The sequence below is a fragment of the Microbacterium sp. MF43 genome (genome assembly GCF_012847295.1).
Classification (GTDB): domain Bacteria; phylum Actinomycetota; class Actinomycetes; order Actinomycetales; family Microbacteriaceae; genus Microbacterium.
In genome coordinates this window covers 26,203-50,391 of record NZ_JABBDY010000005.1, presented here as the reverse complement: position 1 = coordinate 50,391, position 24,189 = coordinate 26,203, and the positions used below count along the sequence as shown (strand labels likewise).

The following is a 24,189-nucleotide window of genomic DNA, read 5'->3' as shown; positions in this document are numbered from 1 at the left end:
CGCGGGAGATGAGGAGTTGTGCACGTCGCTAGGCTGGCACGCGTGACTTCCGAGGCGCTCGAGACCGAGGCATCCGTCCCCCATCGCCGTACCTACAGCTACCTCGGCCCGGCGGGGACGTTCACCGAGGCCGCCCTCGCGCAGGTCCCCGAGGCGCGAGGGCACGAGTGGCGCCCCGTGCGCAATGTCGGCGAGGCGCTGACCGACGTCGTGGACGGGCGCTCGGATGCGGCGATGATCGCGATCGAGAACTCGGTCGACGGCGGTGTGTCGACGGCGCAGGACGCGTTGGCCACCGTGCCGAACCTGCGGATCGTGGGGGAGTACCTCGTGCCGGTCGAGTTCGTCCTCGTCGGGCGCCCCGGTGCTCGTCTCGAGGACGTCTCGCTCGTGGCGGCGCACCCGGTCGCGTACGCGCAGTGCCTTCAGTGGCTGTCGAAGACCCTCCCCGCGCACGCGCACATCCCGGCGGCCAGCAACGTCGCGAGCGCGATGAGCCTGATCGACGGAAGCAGCGACGCGGATGCCGCGATCGCGCCTCCCGGGATCCTCGAGCACCACGAGCTCGAGCTGCTCGCGTCGGCGATCGGCGACAACGCCAACGCCGTGACGCGCTTCGTGCTCGTCAGCCGCACCGTCGCCCCGCCCCCGCCGACCGGCGCCGACAAGACGTCGCTCATCGTCGAGCTGCCCGACGACCACCCCGGCGCCCTGCTCGAGATGCTCGAGCAGTTCGCCACGCGAGGGATCAACCTGTCGCTGCTGGCCTCGCGCCCGATCGGCGATGCCCTCGGACGGTACCGCTTCGTGATCGATGCCGACGGTCACATCGAAGACGAGCGGATGGCCGATGCGCTGCTCGGGCTTCGCCGGTTCAGCCCGAAGGTCGTCTTCCTCGGCTCGTACCCGCGCGCCGATCGCGCCGTCGTGCACTACCCCGAGCGCTACTCCGACGACGTCTTCGTCGAGGCGCGCGACTGGCTGCGAGGCCTGCTCAGCGGAGAGCCGGACGAGACATGAGCTTCGTCTTCGACCCGGCCGACAAGGCCCACGCCCGCACCCTCGCGCGACTCGAGAGCGAGCAGGTCGCGTGGATCGGCACGAACGGCCGCGACGGATACCCGCACGCCGTGCCGGTCTGGTTCCTCTGGCTGGGTGACCGTGCCATCGTGCTCAGCGAGCCCGCGACCGTGAAGGTGCGCAATCTGCAGGCCGATCCCAAAGTGCTCCTGCATCTCGAGGCGGGCCCCGACGGCGAGCAGCTCAGCGTCCTGCGGGGAACGACGACGCTCTTCCCGGGCGCGGGGCCGGCGTGGCGCGAGCGCATCGGCGCCGAGTACGACGCGAAGTACGGCGAGTGGATGCTGCGTCTCGGGCTGCCGGGTGAGGCCATGTTCGCCCGCTACAGCACGGTCATCGAGATCACGCCGGTCACGCTGATCGCCTGGTAGACCCGGGCGTTCGAGCCGACCGGGTCGGGTCACCGGGAGCGCACGCGGAGGCAGATCTGCGCCGGGAGGGACTGGCGCGGCCGCCCCGACGCTCGTACCGTCGGGGATGCGAGCGCACGGGGGCGCTCGCCTGCACGAGTGAAACGGGGTTCCTCATGTCCACCTCGCCAGAGACCTCCCCTGCCGGCATGAGCGCCGACGCCTTCGCCGAGCGCATGCTGTCCTCCGCCCTGGGCTGGATCGACGTCATGTCGGCTTACGTCGGCGACCGGCTCGGCTGGTATCGCAGCCTCGCCGATCATGGACCTTGCACGCCGGACGAACTGGCCGCGCGCACCGCGACAGCGCCGAGGTACGCGCGGGAGTGGCTCGAACAGCAGGCGACGAGCGGGGTCCTCTCCCTGGGCGACGATGGGCGATACGCGCTGCCGGCCGGTGCGGCCGAGGTGCTGACCGACATGACCAGCCTCGCCTATCTGGCTCCGCTGACGCGGCTGTTCGCGGCATCCGGGGCGCAGACGGCCCACCTTCTCGACGCCTATCGCACCGGAGGGGGCGTGAGCTGGGAGCAGCTCGGCGCCGATGCGCGCGAGGCGCAGGCCGACCTGAACCGGCCGTGGTTCGCAGAGCTCGGTGCGGCGTTCGCCGAGGTGCCGGACCTCCACGAAGTGCTGTCCCGCCCCGGCGGACGCATCGCCGACGTGGGGATGGGCGGAGGCTGGTCGTCGATAGAACTGGCACGCGCCTACCCGGAGCTCCGCGTGCACGGGTTCGATATCGACGAGCCCTCGATCGAGCTCGCGAGGATGAACGCCGAGCAGGCGGGCGTGGCGGACCGCGTGGAGTTCCACAACGCCGACGGCGACGGACTCGAGTATTACGGCCCGTTCGACGCCGCTTTCGCCTTCGAGTGCATCCACGACATGCCCCGGCCTGTCGATGTGCTGGGGGCGATGCGGGTCGCGGTCCGGGACGGCGGGCCGGTGGTCGTCATGGACGAGGCGGTAGGGGAGCGGCTCGTCGCGCCCGGTGACGACGTCGAACGACTCATGTACGGATTCAGCCTCTTCTGCTGCCTGCCCGACGGACTGTCGCATCGGCCGAGCGCCGGCACCGGGACCGTCATGCGCCCCGAGACCCTCCGACGCTACGCGCAGGATGCCGGATTCGCCGATCTGCAGATCCTCCCCATCGAAGACTTCAGCTTCTTCCGGTTCTACTCCCTGCTGCGCTGACCCTGCGCCGGGTCGCCAGCAGCAGGATTCCGCCGAGCACCACGCCGAGAGCGCCTGCCCAGATCAGGGGCGTCGGGTCCGGACCACCCGTTGCGGGCAGGTCGCCATCCCCGCCGATGGCGGTCTTGGGTGACCCGGTATAGTGCGCCGCGTCTTCGTCGGTGACCGTCGTGTCGAGGTCGGGAGCATCGGCACGGACCGACCCGATGTTGACGTACGGGCCGCCGATCGCCACGCCGTCCGCCTCGCAGGTGAACGAGGCTCCCGGTGCGAGCGGACCGGCGACGACGTGGGACGGCGTGCCGTCGCACCGGATCTCGCTCGCCTCGAGCAGGTCGTCGCTGACGACGATGTTCGTCAGGGGCACCGAGCCCGTGTTCGTGACGACATAGGTCCACTCGACGTCGTCGCCTTCGGTGAGCGGCACTCCCGGGGCCTCGTCCGCGTCCTCGCCGTTGACGGCCTTCTCGATGTCGACCTCGGCGAAGTGACCGAAGTAGTGCGAGGGGTCGGCGTCGGCGACGACTTCGCCGGCGACCGGCTCCCCGTCGGCGTCGGTCGTCGCGGGGCCCGTCCCCTCGACCATTCCGGTGTTCGCGTACTGTCCTTCGATCGCCTCGCCGGAGGCGGTGCACGTGACGGACGCTCCCGGCGCGAGGGGGCCGGGGATCACGTTCTCGCTGGTGCCCTCGCAGTCGATGGCGTCGGACTCCACCCGGTCGTCCGTCACGGTGACATCCGTGAGGGGGGCGGTGCCGGTGTTGGTGACCACGTAGGTCCACTCGACGTCGTCGCCCGCGGCGAGCTCGACACCGGGAGCCTCGTTCGCATCCTCGCCGTCGGTCGATTTCACGATCTGCACGGCGGGCTCGATGCCGAGGTAATGGGAGGCGTCCTCGTCTCCGACCTGGACTCCCGGCACGGGTTCGCCGGCGGCGTCCGTCATCTCGGGTCCGGTCGCCAGGACCGTTCCCAGGTTGGTGTACTGCCCGGCTACGGCCGTGCCCGATGCGACGCACGTGACGCGTCCTCCTGGCGCGAGCGGCCCGGGAAGGACGTTGCTCCCCGTGCCGCCGCAGTCGATGTCGTCCGCCGCGACCAGGTCGTCGGTCACCGTCACATCGGTGAGCGGCACGTTGCCGGTGTTCGTGACCACGTAGGTCCAGCGCACGTCGCCCTCCACCGTCACAAGCGGGCCGGTCGGGTCGTCGGCGTCCTGTCCGTTCGTCGCCTTCTCGATGTCGACCGACGGCATTGCGCCGAAGTAGTGCGAGGGGTCCTCGTCGGTCACCGCCGTGCCGGTGGAGTCCAGCGCGCTCACCGCGCCGGTGTTGGCGTACTGGCCGGCGGTCGCTGCGCCCGTGGCCGTGCAGGTGACGGATGCTCCGGGGCCGAGCGGTCCGGGGATGACATTGCTCCCCGTACCGTCGCAGTCGATGTCGCCCGCGTCGACCATGTCGTCCGTCACGGTGACATCCGTCAGGTCCAGGGCGCCGGTGTTGGTCACCACGTACGTCCAGCGCACCTCCCCGCCGTCGGGGACGAAGGGTCCCGTCGGATCGTCGGCATCCTCGCCGTTGGTGGCCTTCTCGATGTCGATCGCGGAGGCCGCGATCACCGCCAGGTCGATCGTGAATGCGGTGAACGAGTCGGGGATGAGGGCTGCCGCGAGCGAGGCCACGTCGTCGCCGCTCGGGCCGTTGCCGCCCGTGAGGTCGCCGTCGCCGTCGCGCACGTACTCCAGCGTCACCGGCGCGCTGGTGAGCCCGGCGGCAGCCGGATCGGGGGATGCCGTGTTGTTGTTGTCGTCGTTCTCGTTCGGATCGAGCGCGTCGCCGGATCCGAACGTGCTCACCCGGTGACCTGCAAGAGGGCCGCCGCCGGTGAACATCGCCGCCGGGACGTGGACGGTGTAGGTGCCCGCCGGCAGCGCCGCGACCGACCAGCGTCCCGCCGCGTCGGTGACGGCCGAGGCGATCACGTCCCCTCCGGCGTCGCGCACCTGGACGGTCACCCCGGGCACGCCCTGCTCCTCGCCATCGAGGGTGCCGTCGCCATCGGCATCCATCCACACCAGATCACCCAGCGTGAAGCCGGGCATCAGCACGTACGGCTCGTTCGACAGCAGGGGCTGCAGCGCGAACGTCGGCGAGAAAATCATCGCGCGGTTCACGTAGACGTTGTCGAGGTCGTTGCTCGTCGATACGGCGGCGATCTGGGCGAGGACGCGGGACTGCACGGGCAGCGCCGTGCTCGAGACGAATCGCACGGCCGTCACGTCGTCGAAGTCGGCGACTTCGGCCGCCGTGAGCCACCGACCGCCGGGCGCGGCCGGGTCGACGTTCGTCGCATCGCGAGGATCGTGGTCGACGCTCGGCGACGGGGTCGTCGTGTAGTACCAGGTTCCCGGTACCGAGCCGGCGCCGCCTCGCACGTACGTCGGCGCCGCGAGCGGCCCGACGAGTTCGGCCAGCCCGGTGTACTGCGAGGAGAACTGGTCACGTCGCGACGGGGCATCCGCGGCGCCGTCGCCGTTCCACGGAAGCACATCGATCACGTCGGGCGGGAGGAACGAGAGCACCGTCGAGGTGTTGCCCCACTCCAGCGACCACGAGTACGTCTCGCCACTGGCGACGAAGGGCTTGTCGACGGACTTGGTGATGCCCATCTGCCCCGAGCCGACGACCTGGATCGTCGCCGTGGCAGTGGGCTGGTTCTCGGCGTTGGACGCCCTCGCCAGGACCGTGTTGACATAGGTGTCGCCAGGCTGGGCGAGCGTATCCACCCGCGTGCAGATCCGGAGGCGTGGCGCACCGTTCGTGGCATGGAACACCCACTGCGACGGAGCAGTCTCGATCTCGACGTCCCCGGCGCGGAAGGTCGCCTGACGGGTCGCCGCATCGTAACTGACCGTGACGCCGGCAGGCAGCAGGCCCTGCGTGCATCCCATATCGAAGTGAAGACCCTGGGGAATCGTGTCGACCACCTCGAGGTCGAGCAGTGTGGCGCCGATTGTGGCGCGGTTGATGCTGACCTGCAGGTCCCAGACAGCAGGATCGCCGGGGAGGTACTGCGTCGGGGTGACCGTCTTCGACACCGCGAGCTGCATGCCCGAGAACGTGAGCTGACGTGGCAGCGTGGCCCAGCCGTCGCCGCTCTGCCCCGTCGGCCACGCGCCCACGTTCGTGAGGCGCACGCCCGAGGGGATCGGTTCGCCGGCGTTCGGGCCACCGTTGTAGAACGTGCGGGTCTCGAGCTCGAACATGAGATGAGAGGCGAACGGCCCCGGCTGGACATGGCTCGGGTCGACGGGGCGGATGCGCACCATGTTCACGCTGTCCAGCCAGTCGGCGCCGAACTCCGCGGCCGGATCTGTCGCCCAGGGCCCCGCGTAGGTGCGGCAGCCCGCGGCGGCCGTGTTCAGCGAGGATGCGTCGATGGGATACACACCCCCGGAGATGGGTCCTGCCTGCGTATCCACCTCGTTCGGCCCGACGGCGTACTCGATCACGAAGTCGGAGGGGTCGACGTTGCTCCCTGACGGGAAGGCCCCCATCCGCGGGGTGCCGGGCACGAGCTCGAACACGGACACGTCGAACACGTCGCACATGCGCAGGTCGTCGACGGAGACCCGCGCGTTGTTGGCCGAGAGGGAGACGCGCGACTGCACGACATCTCCCCCGAAGGTGGGCGTCGTGACCTCGAAACCGTTACGGATGTACTGCTTGTTGCCGGTGAGCGTTCCGCACTCGCCGGTCGAAGGTCGCACGCTTCGCACATCGAGATTGTTCCCGGTCGCCGTCGTGCCGTCCCATCCCGGTTCGAAGCCCGTGCCGTTGTTCGGCTGCCCCTCGATCGTCCAGTGATCGGAGTCGACCGCCTCGTTGCGGAGGTCGATCGTCGCACCGGTCTCGCAAGGGTCCGATGGCAGGTCGTCGAGCGGAAGGAACAGGCGGGCGATGAAGTCCATCCGACGGTTGTTGAATCCCCGCTGATTCGGCATCGCGCTGATGTCCCAGCCATCAGCAGGCTGCACACCCGTCTCGCACGTGGTGGAGGCGACGTTCGGGTCGGGCTGCAGCTCCCGGCAGCTCAGCAGGATCGCGTCGGGCTGAGTGACCAGCCGATCCTTGAACGTGATCGGGCGATCGAGCCACGGTCCGACATTCTCGGGGCCGGCCAGATCCAGGATCCGGAAGTCGTAGTCCACGGTGTAACCCTCCACGGGCACGCCGTCGATGATCTGCGTGGTGAATGCCGGCCCCTGGCGGAAGTTCTTCTGCAGATCCCACGACGGTGCGGCCGAGCTCGCAGTCCGCGTGGCGAGGTTGTTCCCGGTGCCGTCCCACCCCGGCTCCTGCCCGTTGCCGAAGTTCAGTTCGCCGCCGTTCATGGCCCAGTGATCGGTGTCCTGAGCCCGGTTGTCGTAGCTGAACGACCCTGTCGGCACGTCGTCACCCGGCTGCCAGGTGGGGTCGATCGCGCGATTCATCTCGTCGAGGGGGACGAACACCGTCATGATCATCTGTCCGCCGCCGGTGTCTGCGCCCACTCCGCTGTTGGGCCGGATGCTGAGCTCCCAGCCGTCGGTCCCCTGCACCTCGGTGACGGGCGGACAGGTGAGCGTCCAGGGCGATGAGGCGAGGCCGTCGACCGGATGGCCCGATCGGCACTCGGTGATCCGGGCGCCAGGAAACTCGGGCAACACGTCTGTGAAGGTCACCGGCCACAGGAGCTCCGCGCCGCCGACGCCGCCCATCAGGTCGACCATGTTGAACCGGTAGCGCAGCAGGTAGCCCTCGAGAGGAGTTCCGCCGACGTTGAGGATCGTGAAGTCGGGTCCGGCATTGCCGACGGCGGTCGAGGGGTAGAGGACCTTCTGGAGATCCCACTGCGCGGTGGCCGTCACCGCGACCTCGGGCCCGGAGACCGAGTTGGACATTCCCGCGTCTCCCTGGCCCGCGTAGGCATGGAGCTCGACGCTCGCGTGCGCGGGGACGGGGGTGTCGGTGGTGAAGCGGTGCGCGAACTGGATCGCCGCGACGCTCGACGACATCGTCCCGAGGTTGCAGGTCACGGTGATCGATCCGTCCGCGTTCAGCGTGCGCGAGGACGCGGGGTTGGCTCCGTTGGCGGCGGCGAGGCAACCGGCGGGCAGCCCATTCGTGTTGGGGCCGACCAGTTCGAGCGCCGCCCCGTCGGGTGAGGAGAGGGTGAACTGCGCCACGACGTTCGGCACCGTCGCCCCGGTGGGAAGGCCGGTGAGTGACACCGAGTACGACTGCAGCACAGAATCCTCTGTGCGCACGATGCAGTTGCCGGGGCCCGAGTCGAGGCCCGGGCCGTCGGACGCGTCGAACGGGGGAAGGCCCGTGATGGCGAGTCCCTGGCACGCGTCGGCTTCGGGGAGCAGCTCGACCAGCAGATCGGCAATGGGCTGCATCCCGGCGTCCAAGCCGGTCACCTGCGTGGCGCCCGCAATGGTGAATGCGGCGCTCACTCCTCGCTCGGGGTCGCCGGGCAGGGGCTGTCCGGCGCGCACGAAGTCGTTCGCGCCCGTGGCGGTGGCGGGGAAGCGGAACGGTCCCGGCGCATTCACGCGCACCACGTGGGCGCCGTCGGCGACGTTGGCGAAAGAGTACGTGCCGCCCACCCCGCTGACTGTCGAGGCGATCACGGCACCGCCCGGTGAGGACAGGAGCTGGACCGTGACCCCCGGCTTGGTCGACTCCGAGGCATCCCGCAGACCGTCGCGATTCGCGTCGGCCCACACGATTCCGGAGATGAGGCTCCCGGGCCCCGCCACCGCCGCGGGGGTCCCCGCCATCGGGAGCATGGTGCCCATGATCACGGCGACCACGGTCGCGAACACGGCAGTTCGCCGTGCTTCTCGCTTCGACCTCGCGCGGTGGGCGCCCGTCTTCTGGCCCGACATGGATGACTCCTTCTCGGTCTGTGGCAGAGCGCGGGAAGTCGCTTTCTCACAAGCCACGGTTCTACGCTCCTGAGGCGTGCAGACGAAGGCATCACCCACAACGGGTGGTTTTCGTAATGTCTCTGTGTATTCGGTGAGGTCGCGTCAGCAGAGGTCGAGCTCGGCCGCGAGAAGCTCGAGAGTCTGCAGCCGGCCGGGCGCGGCATCCATCGGCTCGGCGTCATACGACCCGGCGATCGGCGAGATCATGATCTCGTCGACACCGTGCTCGGCCGCGAACTTCCGGAGCTCGCCGGCGACCGCCACGGCGGTGCCCACGAACCAGTTGGCGCGGGCGGATGCCATGAACGTGTCGCCCAGACCGTCGAAGTCCGCGGCTCCGGCGATCGACTGCTCCACGGTCTCGAGCGGGAGCGGCGGCCGATTGGTCCGCAGGCGCGCGGTCATGCGCAGGTTCGGGAGTGCGCGCTCCTCGGCCTCCTCGGCGGTGCCGGCGGCGAGCACGTTCGCGGTCAGGAAGGTGCGCGGCTCGGGGTGGGCCTCGCTCGGCTGATAGGCGCTCCGGTACAGGTCGAGCGCGCGCTCGAGGCCCTGCCCGGAGAAGTGGTTGGCGAAGACGTACGGCAGGCCGAGAGCCGCCGCGAGCTGGGCCGAGTAGTCGCTCGAGCCGAGCAGCCAGACCTCGGGCACGGTCGTGGCTGCGGGGGTGGCGTGCACGTCGTAGGTGCCGCCCGACGTGAAGCGCACGCTCGCGCCGTCGGGTGAGACGAGCGACACGATGTCGCGCACGTGATCGGGGAAGCGCTCGACGTCGCTCGTCGTGCCGCTCTGGCGCAGCAGCTGGGTGATGACGGGGTCCGAGCCCGGAGCCCGCCCGAGCCCGAGGTCGATGCGGCCGGGAGCGAGGGCCTCGAGCGCGGCGAACTGCTCGGCGACGACGAGGGGGGAGTGGTTCGGCAGCATCACCCCGCCCGATCCGAGCCGGATGCGCGTGGTCCTCGCTGCCGCGGCGGCGGCGAGGACCGGCGGTGTCGTCGATGCCACGGCAGGCATGTTGTGGTGCTCGGCGAACCAGTAGCGCGTGTAGCCGAGCTGGTCGGCCGCGGAGGCGAGCGAGAGGGATGCCGCGACCGCCTGGGCGCTGGACTGCCCGGCGCGCACCGGCACGAGGTCGAGGACGGAAAGGGCCGGGGTCGCAGTGCTCATCTCGAACTGCAACCCGCTCGCCGGTGCCGCCATTCCGCGCGGTGGAACGGATTCAGGAGACACGCCGGTCGAGGCATCCGTCTCCCGGCGTGCCGGACGGGTCTTCCTGAATCTGTCCCGCTGCGGCCCAGGGCCGGCGGCGTCACCTGGCCTTCCGGTCCTCTTTCGCACCGGTCGTTGAGCGAGCGCAGCGAGGTGAAGCGCACCCCCGGGGACGCGCGTCAGGCCGACTCGCGCCAGACGACCGGGCACTCCAGCACGCGCCCGCCGTTCTCGGGGTCCTCGCCGCGCAGCTGGCGCAGCACCGACTCCGCGGCGGCCCGCCCCAGCTCTGTCGCCGGCTGATGCACCGTCGACAGCGGCGGATCGCACCGCAGCGCCCACGAGCTGTCGTCGAATCCGACGACGCCGACATCGCGCGGGATGCTGCGGCCCGCCGCCTGCAGCACGTCCATCGCGCCCGCGGCGACGGCATCGCTCGAGGCGAAGACTCCGTCGATGTCGGGGGCGCGTTCGAGCAGCGCCCGCATGCCGGCCTGCCCGTCGGAGTAGGAGTACAGCGGGACGCGCTCGACGAGCTGCGGGTCGAACCTGTTGCCGAGGGCGTCGACGAAGCCGGCGAGCCGGTCGGAGCCGGAGTCGCGGTCGAGGGCCGAGGCGACCATGCCGATCCGCCGTCGACCGGTCGCGATGAGCCGGGTCGTGATCTCGCGCGCGGCGCCCCGGTTGTCGATCGCGACGTAGGCCGCCTCGCCGATGTCGCGCGGATGCCCGACGAAAGCCGCGGGAAGCCGCAGGTCGGCGACGGCACGCGTGATCGGGTCGCCGACGCGGGCGGAGACGATGATGACCCCGTCGATGAGTCCACCGCTGAGGTAGCGCGCGAGGCGTTCGATGTCGCGCGTGGAATCGGCGATCAGGCACGACAGCTGGTAGTCCGCCTCGGACAGGGCGGCGTTCGCGCCGAGGAGGATCGAGCCGATGTTCGGGTCCTCGACGAAGAGCGAGTGCGGCTCGTGGACGATGAGCCCGATGGCCTGCGAACTCTGCATCACGAGGCTGCGCGCGGCGCGGTTCGGCACGAAACCGACCTTTGCGATCGCGGCGTCGATGGCGGCGCGGGCCTCGTCCGAGACGTAGGGCTGACCGTTCAGCACGCGACTGACGGTGCCGCGCGAGACTCCTGCCTCGGTTGCGACATCCTTCACGGTGGCGCGGCGCTTGCGACCGTTGGACTCCACGGGACCATGGTATGTGCACGCGCACACTCCGTGTTGGCGATATTGACACGGAATTCCGGCAGGCTTACTCTGTACACGTTCACAGAACCTCAGCGTCGAGGAATCGCGCTCGGATCTGTGCACGTTCACAGATCCGAGGAGAGCATGACCACCCCCGCCCGCCCCTTCGAGCACGACGGCATCGCGTTCGGTTGCGACTACAACCCCGAACAGTGGACGCCCGAGGTGTGGGACGAGGACATCGCGCTGATGGGCGAGGCCGGCGTGGACCTCGTGGCCATCAACATCTTCGGCTGGTCGCACATCGAGCCGCGCGCCGGGGAGTACGACTTCCGGGCGCTCGACGACGTGCTCGGGCGGCTCCACACCGCCGGCATCCGCGTGAACCTGGGCACCGGAACGGCGTCGCCTCCCGCGTGGCTCACCACCGCCCACCCCGAGATCCTGCCGATGGCCGAGGACGGCACGCGCCGCTTCCCCGGCGGCCGGCAGGCGTGGTGCCCCAGCTCACCGCTGTTCCGTGAGGCGGCCCTCCGACTGGTCGACGCCGTCGCCCGTCGCTACGGCGACCACCCCGCGGTCGCGCTGTGGCACGTGTCGAACGAGCTCGGCTGCCACAACGCCATGTGCTTCTGCGATGAGAGCGCCGCCGCGTTCCGCCGCTGGCTGCGCGGCAGGTACGAGACGCTCGATGCGCTCAACAGCGCCTGGGGCACCGCCTTCTGGAGCCAGACCTACCGGGAGTGGGACGAGATCCTTCCGCCCCGTGCGACGCTGTCGACGCGCAACCCCGGGCAGTTCCTCGACTTCCACCGCTTCAGCTCCGACGAGCTCCTCTCGTACTACCGCGCCGAAGCCGACGTCATCCGCGGCATCAGCGCCGTGCCGATCACGACCAACTTCATGGTCACCGCGCACATCGAGAACCTCGACTACTGGTCGTGGGCCGCCGACATGGACATCGTCGCCAACGACCACTACCTCGACCACCGCCTCGGCGATCCGCTCGCCGAGCTGGCCTTCGCCGCGGACCTCTCCCGCGGGCTGGGGCGGGGGGCGCCCTGGCTGCTCATGGAGCACTCGACCGGCGCCGTGAACTGGCAGCCGCTCAACAAGCCCAAGGCCGCGGGCGAGATCATCCGCAACTCCCTCACCCACGTCGCGCGCGGCGCCGACGCAGTGTGCTTCTTCCAGTGGCGCGCCTCGGTGCAGGGCAGCGAGAAGTTCCACTCGGCGATGCTTCCCCATGCCGGCACCGACAGCGCCGTGTGGCGCGAGGTCGTGGAGCTGGGCGGCATCGTGGACCGCATCTCCGAGGTCGCCGGCTCGCGCGTGCAGGCCGATGTCGCTCTCGTTTTCTCGTGGGAGTCCTGGTGGGTCACCCACACCGAGTCCCGCCCAAGCCAGTCGCTCGGCTACCTCGACCAGGTGCATGCGGCGTACGGCGCGCTCCACGCGCTGGGCCTCACGGTCGACATCGTCGCGCCCGGGGCGGACCTGTCGGCGTACCGGCTCGTCGTCGTCCCCGGTCTGCACCTGGTGCGCGAGAGCGAGGCATCCGTCCTCACCGACTGGATCGCCGCAGGCGGCACCGCCCTCATCACCTTCTACAGCGGAACCGTCGACGAGGACGACCGCGTCTACACCGGCGGCTACACCGGACCGTTCCGCGACGCGCTCGGAATCCGCGTGGAGGAGTTCGCTCCCGTCGCGCCCGGCGAGCCGCTCACCCTCAGCACCGGCGCCGGTGCCGGACTGTGGTCGGAGCGCGCGCACGTCACCACGGCGGCGGTCGAGGCATCCTTCACCGACGGGCCCTCGGCAGGCCACCCCGCCGTCACCCGCAACGCGTGTGGCGAGGGGGCGGCGTGGTACGTCGCGACGCTGCTCGACGCCGATGCGTACCGCGAGCTGCTCGGCCGTCTGGCCGCCGAAGCGGGCGTGCGCCCCGCGGCCGACGTGCGCGGCGGCGACGGCGCGCTCGAGATCGTGCGCCGGACGGGGGCGGATGCCTCGTACCTGTTCGTCGTGAACCACGGCGGTGCCCCTGCATCCGTCGCGGCACGCGGCGCAGAACTCATCACCGAGATGCCGGTCGCCGGAGACCTGGTGGTCCCCGGCGGAGCCGTCCGCATCATCAGAGAGGAGGCGGCCGCATGACCGCCACGGAAGTCCTCGTGACACGAGGAGCCCGAAAGGGGACGGGAGCACCCGGCGCGGCGCGGCGCAAGACCCCGCACAAGGGCGCGATCGCGATCTTCACCGGCCCGTTCAGCGTGCTGTTCCTGCTCTTCTACCTGATCCCCATCGGCTACGCCGTGTGGCAATCGCTGCTGGTCGTCGAGCGCGAAGGCCTGTACGGCGAGCCGACGGAGGTCTTCGGCGGGCTGACGCAGTACATCCTCGTCTTCCAGAACGCTCCGTTCTGGGAGTCGGTCGGCCGCGTGCTGCTCTTCGGCGTCGTGCAGGTGCCCGTCATGCTCGGCCTGGCCCTGTTGTTCGCGCTGCTGCTGGACTCCCCGGTGCTCAAGGGCAAGAAGTTCTTCCGGCTCGCGTTCTTCGCGCCGTACGCCGTGCCCGGCGTCATCGCGGCGATCATGTGGGGCTTCCTGTACTCCCCGAACCTCTCGCCGTTCACCGATGTGACGCGGACGGTCGACTTCCTCTCGCCGGAGCTCGTGCTGTGGTCGATCGCGAATGTCGTGACGTGGGTGTTCGTCGGCTACAACATGCTCATCATCTACTCGGCGCTGCTGGCGATCCCGTCCGAGGTCTACGAGGCGGCCAGACTCGACGGCGCCGGGCAGGTGCGCATCGCGTGGTCGATCAAGATCCCGATGATCGCACCCGCGCTCATCCTCACGGCGGTCTTCTCGATCATCGGCACGCTGCAGCTGCTCGCCGAGCCGCAGGTGTTCCGGTCGTTCAGCGCGGCGGTGTCGAGCACGTACACGCCCAACATGACCATCTACGCGACCAACTCGATCCCCAACACGCACCTCGCGGCGGCTTTCTCGGTCGTCCTGGCGCTCGCGACATTCGTGCTGTCGTTCGTGTTCCTCAAGGTCACTCAGCGGAAGGCCGAAGCATGAGCCTCCTCACCCGTACCGCCGGCGCGACGGCCGACGACCTCACGCCCGCCTCCCGCGGGCCGAAGGAGAGCATCCTCTCGCGCGGTGCCGCCCTCCTGGTGATGGGCGTCTTCACGCTCTACTTCCTGGTGCCGATCTGGTGGCTGTTCATCGCCTCGACGAAGGACCGCGGAGACCTGCTGACCACGAACGCGCTGTGGTTCGCGGACTGGAACTTCTTCGCCAACGTCGCCGACCTGTTCGCCTACAACGACGGCATCTACCTGCGGTGGCTCCTCAACAGCCTGGCGTACGCCGGTCTCGGTGCCCTCCTCGCGACCGTCTTCGCCGGGATGGCGGGCTACGCGCTGGCGAAGTATCGCTTCCGCGGGCGGGAGGTGTACTTCAACGTCGTGCTGGGCGGCGTCCTCGTGCCGGCCACCGCGCTGGCTCTGCCGCTCTTCCTGCTGTTCAGCCAGGTCAACATGACCAACACGTTCTGGGCGGTGCTGCTGCCCAGCATCGTGAGCCCCTTCGGCGTGTACCTGAGCCGCATCTACGCGTCGGCGAGCGTGCCCGACGAGCTCATCGAGGCGGGCCGCATCGACGGCGCCGGCGAGGTGCGCACGTTCTTCACCGTGTCGGCCCGGCTCATGATGCCGGCCCTCATCACGGTGTTCCTCTTCCAGTTCGTGTCGATCTGGAACAACTTCTTCCTGCCGCTGATCATGCTGCGCAGCCAGGAGCTGTTCCCCGTCACGTACGGCCTCTACGCGTGGAACACGCAGCTCAACCAGATCCCCGAGCTGCGCACTTACGTCCTGGTCGGGTCGTTCCTCTCGATCGTCCCGCTCATCGTCGCCTTCCTCCTCCTTCAGCGCTTCTGGCGCAACGGCCTGGGCACCGGGTCCGTGAAGTGAGTCCCTGCCGCGGGTCCGCGCCCGAGGCATCCCCTGTAAATCCCGATCACCACCTCACCAAGTAAGGAAGATCATGCAGCACAACAAGAGGGCAGTCGTCACCGGCGTCGCACTGCTCAGCGCACTCGCGCTCGCCGGATGCGCCGCGGGCGGTTCCGGCAGCGGCACCGACGGCGGGGGAGCGGATGCCTCGGCCTGCGCCCCGTCGGACGAGAACGTCACGCTCGACTTCACCTCGTGGATCCCGGGCATCGAGGACGTCGTCGCCATCTGGAACGAGCAGAACCCCGACATCCAGGTCGAGGTGCAGACCGGCCCCAACGGCAACGGCGGCACGTACCAGTCGTTCTTCAGCCAGCTCGAGGCGGGCAACGCCCCCGACCTCGGTCAGATCGAGTACGACGCGCTCGCGAGCTTCCGCGTGCAGGACGGACTCGAGGACCTGTCCGCGTGCGAGGACGTCGTCGCCGCCGAGGAGCAGTTCATCCCGTGGACGTGGGGACAGGTGACGCTCGGCACCGACGGCGTCTACGGCATCCCCCAGGACTCCGGCCCCATGGCGCTGTTCTACCGCTCCGACCTGTTCGAGCAGAACGGCATCGAGGTTCCCACGACGTGGGAGGAGTACAAGGAAGCCGCCGTCAAGGTGCGCGAGGCCGGCGGCTACATCACGAACTTCTCCACCGCCGACATCAACCAGTTCGCGGGCTTCGTGTGGCAGGGCAACGGCGACTGGTTCGCCAACGACGGCGAGGAGTGGACCGTCGAGCTGACCGGCGAGGAGTCCACGACGGTCGCCGAGTACTGGCAGGAGCTGCTCGACGAGGACCTCGTCGCCACGTACCCGGCTTGGACCGAGGAGTGGAACAACGCGTACAACTCCGGTGAGGTCTGGACCTGGAACTCCGCCGTGTGGGGCGCCAACTCGATCTCGTCGGGCGCTCCCGACACGGCCGGCAAGTGGTCGGTCGCTCCGTCCCCGCAGTGGGAGGACGGCGGCGCCAGCTCGGGCAACTGGGGCGGCTCGTCGATCGCCGTGTTCAAGGGCACCGAGCACCTCTACGAGGCGACCAAGTTCGCCCTGTGGCTGAACACGTCCGACGAGGCGCTCACCGCGCTCAACGAGTCGGCGAACATCTACCCCGCCACGACGGCCGGTCTGCAGCTGCCGTCGCTCCAGGAGGGCGTGGAGTTCTACGGCGGCCAGAAGATCTACGAGGTCTTCGCCGAGGCGGCTGAGCAGGTCAACCCCGACTTCGTGTGGGGCCCGACCATGACGCAGACGTACGCGGACGTGTCGGACGGCTTCCAGAAGGCCGTCACCGGTCAGGGCACGCTCCTCGAGGCCCTCGAGGCGGCGCAGGAGTCGACGATCGCCACCCTGAAGGCGCAGTCGATCCCGGTTGCGGAGTAGTCTCCCCGCGTGATCCATCACCTCCGTGCCGCGGGAGTCAGCCTCGTGCTCGACTCCCGCGGCGCGGGCGTTCCGGCCGTCGTCCACTGGGGACGAGACGTCGGGGCGCTCGCCGAAGCCGACCTGAAACTCCTCGCCGATGCGGCGGTGCCCGCGGTGCCGCCGAGCTCGATCGACGCGCCGCTGCGGGTGTCGCTGCTTCCTGTGCTCGGCGACGGGTGGACGGGGCATCCGCCGCTCTCGCTCCCCGGAGTGCGGGGCGTGCCGAGTCACGTGCGCACCACGCGCGAGGGCGGGGCCCTCGTCGTCGAGAGCCGGTGGGCGGATGCCTCGATCTCGACGCGCCTGGAGCTCACGGCTCACGGCGTGCTGCTCGTCGCGCAGACGGTGCGCAACGACGGCGAGGCTCCGCTCGTGCTGGCGTCGGCGGGTGTCGCGCTTCCCGTGCCCGCTCGTGCGCGGGAGGTGCTCGACTTCTCCGGGCGCTGGGCGGGCGAGCGCGCTCCCCAGCGGGTGACGCCTGGCCACGGCGTCTGGTTGCGCGAAACGCGTCACGGCCGCGGCGGGCACGACGATCCGTTCCTCATGATCGCCGGCACGCCCGGCTTCGGCTTCCGATCCGGTGAGGTGTGGGCTGCGCACGTGGCGTTCAGCGGCGACACGCGGCAGTGGTTCGAGCGCGCCGATCTCGGACCCGCGCTGCTGGGAGCGGGTGAGCGAACGGCAGCGACGACGCTCATGCCCGGTGAGGAATACGATGCGCCGACGGTCGTGGCGACCTGGTCGGGGGCCGGGCTCGACGGGCTCTCGGACCGCCTCCACCCCTGGGTGCGCTCCTGGTCGACGGTCGGTCGAGCGCGGCCGCTGACGCTCAACACGTGGGAGGCGGTGTACTTCGATCACTCCCTCGCGAGGATCGAACCGCTCATCGAGCGGGCGAGCGAGGTCGGGGTCGAGCGCTTCGTGCTCGACGACGGCTGGTTCCTCGGCCGCACCGACGACCGCCGCGCTCTCGGCGACTGGACGGTCGACCCGGTGCGCTGGCCCGAGGGGCTCGGCCCGCTCATCGAGCGGGTGCATGCCGCCGGCATGGAGTTCGGTCTGTGGGTCGAGCCCGAGATGGTCAGTCTCGACTCCGAACTGGCGCGGAGGCATCCGGAATGGCTCCTCAGTCGTCCCGAGTCGGTGACCTGGCGCTGGCAGCATGTGCTCGACCTGTCGCTGCCCGAGGTCGAGGAGCACCTGTTCGAGCGACTCCACGCACTCCTGAGCGAGCACGCGATCGCCTACCTCAAGTGGGACCACAACCGCGACCTCCTGGTCGACGACACCGGCACGCAGGCGCGGGCGCTGTACCGGTTGCTCGATCGCGTGCGGGCGGCGCATCCCGGCGTCGAGATCGAGTCGTGCGCGTCGGGCGGCGCGCGCGTCGACCTCGGCATCCTGCGGCGGGTCGAGCGCGTGTGGGTCAGCGACACGAACGACCCGCTCGTGCGCCAGCGGATCCAGCGGTGGACGGGCATCGTGATCCCGCCCGAGTACCTCGGCTCGCACGTCGGCGACGCGCGCGCCCACACGACCGGACGGGTGTCGGGGCTGGGGCTGCGGCTCGCCACGGCCCTCTTCGGCCACGCCGGGATCGAGTCCGATCTCACCCGCATCGCGCCGGGCGACCTCGAGGCGCTGCGCCGGTGGGCGGACGCCTTCCGCGCACACCGCGACGTGCTCCACTCCGGGAAGGTCGTGAGGGCGGATGCCTCGGACGACGCCGTGCTGATCCACGGCGTCGTCTCGCAGGACCGGTCCGAAGCGCTGTTCTCGTACGCGGTGCTCGACGCGACCCCCGCCGCGCTGCCCGCGCCGGTTCGGCTCGTGGGTCTCGATGCCGCACGTCGCTATCGCGTGACGGTGGTCGATCTCGGCGCCCCGCCCGAGGTGCTGGAGGACGCACCGCCGCCGTGGTTCGCCGCCGGGGAGATCGAGCTTCCCGGCGCGGTGCTCTGCGAGACCGGGCTGCCGATGCCGCTCCTCCTTCCGGGAAACGCCGTCGTGCTGCACGTCACGGCGGTCTGAGCCGTTTCGTCTCGGTCGCTGCGCTCCCTCGCTCAACGACCGGATGCCCCTGGTCGTTGAGCGAGCGCAGCGAGTCGAAACGCGCCGGCGGCCGGCTCAACCCCGCGGCGCGCGCTTGACCACCTCGTACGCGGCGAGAGCCTCCTTGCGGGTCTCCGCAAGATCGACGATCGGCTCGGGCGGGGCATCCGATCGATGCTCCGGCGCCCACCGCCGGACGTAATGGCCGTCGGAATCGAACTTCTTCGCCTGCAGCTCGGGGTTGAAGACGCGGAAGTACGGCGCGGCATCGGCGCCCGACCCGGCGACCCACTGCCAGTTGAACGGGTTGTTCGCGGCATCCGCGTCGACGAGTGTGTCCCAGAACCACTGCTCACCCCGCCGCCAGTCGATCAGCAGGTTCTTGACGAGGAACGACGCGACCACCATCCGCACCCGATTGTGCATGTAGCCCGTCTCCCACAGCTCGCGCATGCCGGCGTCGACGAGGGCGACCCCCGTGCGCCCGCGCTGCCACGCCTCGAGATGCGACGGCTTGAGTCGCGGCCACGGGAAGGCGTCGAACTCGCGGCGCAGGTTCTTCGTCGCGAGGTCGGGGAAGTGGAACAGCGTGTGCCACGCGAACTCGCGCCAGCCGAGCTCCGACAGGAACCTGCCCCCGCCGCCGTGCGCCACGGCCTCGTGCCACACCGTGTGCGGGCTGACCTCGCCCCAGCGCAGCCGAGGTGACAACAGCGACGTCGCGCCGCCGGCGGGCTCGTCGCGCCCGCGATCGTAGGTGTCGAGGTCTTCCGAGAGGAACGCGCGCAGGCGTCGCCTGGCCGCGGGCTCTCCGGGCTCCCACGTCTCGCGCAGACCCCCCGCCCAGTCCGGCTTCGTCGGCAGCAGACTCCAGTCGTCGAGATCGTCGGAGGCGATCGAACGCCGCGCTGCGCCCACCTCCCGAGGCTCGGGCAACGGCGCTCGCGGTGCCGGCTGCGCGAGGCACGCGCGCCAGAAGGGGGAGAAGACGGAGAAGTGCGTGCCTGCCGCCGTCGTGATGGTCCACGGCTCGAAGAGGACCGACGCGGCGAACGAGGCCACCTCGATCCCGTCCGCGCGGAGCGCCGCCTTGAGCGAGGCGTCGAGCTCGCGCTCGGGTCCGCCGTAGCGACGGTTCCAGAAGACGGCGGTGGCCGAGGCATCCGTCACCGCCTCCCGCACCACGCGCTCGGCGGGACCGCGCCGCAGGACCAGCTGACCGCCCCGCTCGGCGAGACGCTCAGCGAGCGAGGCGAGGGAGTGATGCAGCCACCAGCGTGCGGCTCCGCCGAGGGGTCGCACCCCCGGCGACTCCTCGTCGAGGACGTACAGCGCCACGACAGGCTCGTCGCGATCGAGCGCGGCCCGCAGCGCCGGGTTGTCGGCGAGGCGCAGATCGTCCCGCAGCCAGACGAGGGAGGAGCTCGGCATGGGTCCATCCTGCCGGGCGGGGGCTCCGGACCGGTGGGCTTGACACGGCCGGCCCGGCCCCGAGCTGTACCTGACGGGCGGTCACACCCCGTCGGTGTCGTGACCCTTCGGGACCGTGATGAGCAGCGCGCCCGCCGCGACGTGCGTGCGCACGTGCACGGCCTCGCCGAACTCGTCGCCGTCGAGCTGCACGGGCTGCGCCTCTGACGTCGCGAGCTCGATGCCGGTGCCGCGCGAGTAGCGGACGGCGTTGTCCTTCGTGCGGAGGGCGAGCACGCGGCGTCCGGCGCGGAACTTCCGCAGGAAGCTGTTGTCCCACGCGACGCGGCGCCACACGAAGATCCAGCCGAACAGGCCCTTGGGCTGGAAGATCACGATGTCGAGCGCGCCGTCGGTGACGGATGCCTCGGGGATGAGCTCCAGACCGGCGGGAAGCGACCCGCAATTGGCGAACAGCACGCTCTGCACGCGCGCCGAATGCAGCCGGGACCCGGCGAGCTGGTACATGATCCGGAACGGCTTCGCGCTGACGAGCGAACGCGCGGCGCCGTCGACGTAGGCGACCCAGCCGACGGACTTCTTCAGCTCGGGCCTGGTGTTCGCGATCATCGCAGCGTCCAGCCCCATGCCGCCCATCACGACGAACGCGTGTTCGTCGACCTTTCCCCCTGCGCGGCGCAGCGATGCCCACCCGACGTCCATCGCGAGCTGGTCGCCCTCGAAGGTCGCCCGGATGACCGCCTCCGCGTCGTCGAGAGGCAGCCGGAGGTTGCGTGCGAGAAGGTTCCCGGTGCCGCTCGGCACGATCGTGAGGGGCACGCCGCTGCCGCTCATCGCCTCCGACACGGCGCGCACCGTGCCGTCGCCGCCGGCGACGAGCACCGCATCGACGTCTTCGGCGAGTGCCTGCCGGGTGACGTCGTCCCCGAGGTCGTCGACCGTCGTCTCGTAGAACAGGGGCTCGGACCACCCCGCCTCGCGCGACAGCCGCTCGACACTCGCGCGCAGCTCGTCGGCGTCGACCTTGATGGGGTTGTACACGAGGGCAGCCTTCGGCGACGGACGCTCCGCTCCGCCCTCCATCGGCCGCGGTGCGCCCTCGGGGCCGACACGGCGGGCCTCGCCGGTCTCGCCGTCAGCCGTGTCGGGCTCGATGTCGTCGGGTTCGCGGATCACCTCGTCGGGCTTCGCAGCCTTCGCCGGGTCCGGCTTGTCCTCGCCGCCGGGACCGGTCGCGGATACCTCGTCCCCGCCTCCATCCGCGGAGTGACCGGAGGACGAGTCATCCGACTGCTCGCCGACCTGCGCCGCGATGTCGGCGTTCACCGCCTCGATCTCCTCGGTCCCGGGGCCGTCGGCGTAGATCCGATCGGCGGGGTGGGGCGGATCGATGTCGCCGGGACGCGCAGTGTCGTCGTCGGGACGCGCGGCGTCGTCGGGACGCGCGGCGTCGTCGGGACGCGCGGTGTCGTCGTTCGATCCGGATGCCCCAGCCATGGGTCCCACCCTAAGGCGGCGGGGACGAAGCGGCGAAGAATCAGGAAGAACCGGCACGTGCGGCGTGCGTGGGCGGAGGGAGGCGGCGCGTCTCCTGGTCTCTCGACGTCGAGTGCCCGAGCCGCGCTCGCCGGGCACCCGCCTGCGCTCGCCGGTCACCCCAGCGCGCGCTCAGATTCCGGCGTGACGCCCGGCGACTAAGCTTGCAGGGTGATCGATCCCGCTCTTCTCCGCGAGAATCCCGTGCTGGTCAAGCGCTCGCAGGAGGCCCGCGGAGAGTCTCCCGACACGGTCGACGAGGCGCTCGCCGCCGACCGCGACCGGCGTGCCGCCATCACGGCGTTCGAAGAGCTCCGCGCCGCGCAGAACGCGCACGGCAAGCGGGTCGCCCAGGCGCCGAAAGAGGAGAAGGCAGCACTCGTCGCCGAGGCGAAGGAGCTGAGCGAGCGGGTCAAGCAGGCGCAGCACGCCGTCACGGCGGCGGAGGAGGCATCCGCCCTCGCCCTCTCGAAGATCGAGAACATCGTCATCGACGGCGTGCCTGCCGGGGGAGAGGACGACTTCGTCACCCTCCGCACGCACGGTGAGGTCCCCGCATTCGGGTTCGAGCCGCGCGACCACCTCGAGCTCGGCGAGTTGCTCGGCGCGATCGACATGGAGCGCGGCACCAAGGTGTCGGGGAGCCGCTTCTACTTCCTCACCGGCATCGGCGCGCGCCTCGAGATCGCGCTGATGAGCCTGGCGCTCGACCGTGCGCTGCAGGCCGGCTTCACGCCGCTCATCCCGCCGACGCTCGTGCGGCCCGAGGTGATGCGCGGCACGGGGTTCCTCGGTCAGCACGCCGCCGAGGTTTACCACCTCGAAGAGGACGACCTGTACCTCGTCGGCACGAGCGAGGTCCCGCTCGCCGGCTACCACATGGAAGAGATCCTCGACCTGGGCAAGGGCGCCAAGCGCTACGCCGGCTGGTCGACGTGCTACCGGCGCGAGGCCGGGTCGTACGGCAAGGACACGCGCGGAATCATCCGCGTGCATCAGTTCAACAAGCTCGAGATGTTCGTGTACACGACGCCCGAGGATGCCGAGGCGGAGCACCTGCGCCTGGTCGCTCTGCAGGAGGGCATGCTGCAGGACCTGGGACTCAGCTATCGCGTGATCGATGTCGCAGCGGGCGACCTCGGCTCGAGCGCCGCACGCAAGTACGACGTGGAGGCGTGGGTGCCCACGCAGAACGCGTACCGCGAGCTGACCTCGACCTCGAACTGCACGACGTACCAGGCACGGCGGCTCGACATCCGCCACCGGCTCCCCGCCGACCGCGGCGGGAAGACCGAGCACGTCGCCACGCTCAACGGCACGCTGGCCACCACACGGTGGATCGTCGCGATGCTCGAGACCCACCAGCGTGAGGACGGCTCGGTCGCCGTCCCCGAGGTGCTGCGCCCGTACCTGGGCGGCCTCGAGGTCATGGAGCCCGTGTCATGACCGACACCGAGCACAGTGCCGGCGACCTGGTGAACGACCCGGTCGTCGAGGAGACGCTCCCCGCGACCGGTGCGGTCGAGGTCGAGACCGAGTCCGGCGCCGCGGGGCTCGTCGACGAGCTGGCGCGCGAGACCGCGGCCACCGATGTGCGGGTCGAGCGCATGCTCATCGTGCTCGACATCGACGGCACCGTCGTGCTCGAGGACGAGTCGCTGAGTCCGGGCGTCGTCGATGCGGTCGCGCACGCGCAGAGCGCCGGCCACGAGGTCATGATCGCGACCGGGCGCGCGTGGGAGAGCACCCGCGGGATCATGCGGGTGCTCGGCATCGCGCCCGAGTACGCCGTCTGCTCGAACGGTGCGGTCGTGCTCAAGCGCATCGACGCCGACGACCTCGCGTACGAGCGCTGGCACGTCGAGACGTTCGACCCGCGTGAGGTGCTCACGCTGCTCCGAGAGCACCTGCCCGACGCCCGCTATCTCGTCGAGCTCCCCGGGGGCGAGCGCCTGTACACCGAGTACCTCGAGGACTGGAACCTCGTCCACGCCCGCCGCGTGCCCTTCGATGAACTGAGCGAGCAGCGGGTGTGCCGCATCGTCGTCGTCGCGCCGGAGCAGGGCGAGGGAGAGTTCCTCGAGCTCGTCGAGCGCATCGGCCTGCACCAGGTCTCGTACGCCGTCGGCTGGACGGCGTGGCTCGACATCGCCCCGCAGGGCGTCGACAAGAGCACGGGGCTCGAGCGCGTCCGCACCGAGCTGGGCATCCGCCCCGAGCAGGTCCTCGTGATCGGCGACGGACGCAACGACGTCGGCATGTTCGCATGGGCGCTGCAGCACGGCGGCCGGGCGGTCGCGATGGCGCAGGGCCCGCAGGAGGTCCGGGATGCCGCGGGCGAGACCACGACGTCGGTCGAGGCGGGCGGCGTCGCCGAGGTGCTGCGCAGTCTCTGACACGCCGTGGGCGAGGCATCCGGAGCGCCTTTCAGACCTTCCACAGGCGCTCTTGCGAGAATGGCCCGACAGTGCTGTCGGCTAGACTCGACGCCTGTTCGACGGATGCCCCGGCACGGGGCCGTCGTCGGGAGGGTTGTCCGAGCGGCCGATGGACCTGGTCTTGAAAACCAGTGGGCAGCAATGTCCCGTGGGTTCGAATCCCACACCCTCCGCACTTGAGGTTCGCCGGGTGCGGACCCGCCAGCCGACACACCCC

15 protein-coding genes and 1 tRNA gene are annotated in these 24,189 nt (G+C 70.3%); 11 read left to right on the top strand and 5 right to left on the bottom strand.

Translation table 11 applies throughout. From position 1 onward, the window contains the following. Positions 1 to 42 precede the first annotated feature (42 nt). The 3 genes from pheA (at position 43) to HF323_RS14010 (ending at position 2,686) form a co-directional block, all read left to right on the top strand. A complete protein-coding gene (pheA, locus tag HF323_RS14020; protein ID WP_169583412.1) occupies positions 43 to 1,020 on the top strand; it encodes a prephenate dehydratase in 978 nt (325 codons plus the stop codon). Continuing rightward, positions 1,017 to 1,451: a pyridoxamine 5'-phosphate oxidase family protein gene (locus tag HF323_RS14015; protein ID WP_169583410.1), complete on the top strand. Its 435-nt coding sequence runs from the start codon at positions 1,017 to 1,019 to the stop codon at positions 1,449 to 1,451. The genes pheA and HF323_RS14015 overlap by 4 nt, the downstream gene beginning before the upstream one ends. A gap of 188 nt (positions 1,452 to 1,639) precedes the next feature. Beyond that, positions 1,640 to 2,686, top strand: coding sequence for a class I SAM-dependent methyltransferase (locus HF323_RS14010; protein ID WP_223169461.1), 1,047 nt, complete (start codon positions 1,640 to 1,642; stop codon positions 2,684 to 2,686). Here the strand turns inward: HF323_RS14010 and HF323_RS14005 are convergent. The 3 genes from HF323_RS14005 to HF323_RS13995 form a co-directional block, all read right to left on the bottom strand. Beyond that, entirely contained in the window at positions 2,652 to 8,621 is a 5,970-nt protein-coding gene (locus HF323_RS14005; RefSeq protein WP_169583406.1) for an SdrD B-like domain-containing protein, read from the bottom strand. The genes HF323_RS14010 and HF323_RS14005 overlap by 35 nt on opposite strands. A 144-nt stretch (positions 8,622 to 8,765) precedes the next feature. After that, positions 8,766 to 9,827, bottom strand: coding sequence for an MsnO8 family LLM class oxidoreductase (locus HF323_RS14000; RefSeq protein WP_169583404.1), 1,062 nt, complete (start codon positions 9,825 to 9,827; stop codon positions 8,766 to 8,768). A 221-nt stretch (positions 9,828 to 10,048) separates the two neighbouring features. Next, complete coding sequence (locus HF323_RS13995) at positions 10,049 to 11,068, bottom strand: LacI family DNA-binding transcriptional regulator (protein WP_169583402.1); 1,020 nt, start codon at positions 11,066 to 11,068, stop codon at positions 10,049 to 10,051. A gap of 144 nt (positions 11,069 to 11,212) precedes the next feature. Here HF323_RS13995 and HF323_RS13990 point away from each other — a divergent pair, with 144 nt between their 5' ends. The 5 genes from HF323_RS13990 to HF323_RS15775 all read left to right on the top strand — a co-directional run bounded on the left by HF323_RS13990 (position 11,213) and on the right by HF323_RS15775 (position 18,546). Continuing rightward, complete coding sequence (locus HF323_RS13990; protein ID WP_169583400.1) at positions 11,213 to 13,228, top strand: beta-galactosidase; 2,016 nt, start codon at positions 11,213 to 11,215, stop codon at positions 13,226 to 13,228. Next, positions 13,225 to 14,160: a sugar ABC transporter permease gene (locus tag HF323_RS13985; RefSeq protein ID WP_169583398.1), complete on the top strand. Its 936-nt coding sequence runs from the start codon at positions 13,225 to 13,227 to the stop codon at positions 14,158 to 14,160. Before HF323_RS13990 ends, HF323_RS13985 begins: the two co-directional genes overlap by 4 nt. Continuing rightward, positions 14,157 to 15,059, top strand: coding sequence for a carbohydrate ABC transporter permease (locus tag HF323_RS13980; RefSeq protein ID WP_169583396.1), 903 nt, complete (start codon positions 14,157 to 14,159; stop codon positions 15,057 to 15,059). Before HF323_RS13985 ends, HF323_RS13980 begins: the two co-directional genes overlap by 4 nt. Positions 15,060 to 15,132: 73 nt before the next feature. Then, positions 15,133 to 16,473 carry an extracellular solute-binding protein gene (locus tag HF323_RS13975; protein WP_169583394.1) on the top strand — a complete coding sequence of 447 codons (1,341 nt, stop codon included), beginning with the start codon at positions 15,133 to 15,135 and terminating at the stop codon, positions 16,471 to 16,473. Positions 16,474 to 16,482: 9 nt separating this feature from the next. Continuing rightward, on the top strand, positions 16,483 to 18,546 hold the full coding sequence (locus HF323_RS15775; RefSeq protein WP_169583392.1) for an alpha-galactosidase: 2,064 nt from the start codon (positions 16,483 to 16,485) through the stop codon (positions 18,544 to 18,546). A 96-nt stretch (positions 18,547 to 18,642) separates the two neighbouring features. On the opposite strand, the gene HF323_RS13965 is transcribed toward HF323_RS15775, so the two are convergent. Together HF323_RS13965 and HF323_RS13960 are read right to left on the bottom strand one after the other, a co-directional pair. Further along, on the bottom strand, positions 18,643 to 19,998 hold the full coding sequence (locus tag HF323_RS13965) for a deoxyribodipyrimidine photo-lyase (RefSeq protein WP_169583390.1): 1,356 nt from the start codon (positions 19,996 to 19,998) through the stop codon (positions 18,643 to 18,645). Positions 19,999 to 20,079: 81 nt separating this feature from the next. Further along, a complete protein-coding gene (locus HF323_RS13960; RefSeq protein ID WP_169583388.1) occupies positions 20,080 to 21,495 on the bottom strand; it encodes a diacylglycerol kinase family protein in 1,416 nt (471 codons plus the stop codon). A gap of 210 nt (positions 21,496 to 21,705) precedes the next feature. Between HF323_RS13960 and serS the strand changes: the two genes are divergently transcribed. From serS to HF323_RS13945, 3 genes are all read left to right on the top strand, one after another. Continuing rightward, positions 21,706 to 22,980: a serine--tRNA ligase gene (serS, locus tag HF323_RS13955; protein ID WP_169583386.1), complete on the top strand. Its 1,275-nt coding sequence runs from the start codon at positions 21,706 to 21,708 to the stop codon at positions 22,978 to 22,980. Beyond that, positions 22,977 to 23,930 (top strand): HAD family hydrolase, encoded by a 954-nt coding sequence (locus tag HF323_RS13950; RefSeq protein ID WP_169583384.1) that lies wholly within the window; start codon positions 22,977 to 22,979, stop codon positions 23,928 to 23,930. The genes serS and HF323_RS13950 overlap by 4 nt, the downstream gene beginning before the upstream one ends. A 130-nt stretch (positions 23,931 to 24,060) precedes the next feature. Beyond that, positions 24,061 to 24,145, top strand: a tRNA-Ser gene (locus HF323_RS13945). Positions 24,146 to 24,189: the final 44 nt, after the last annotated feature.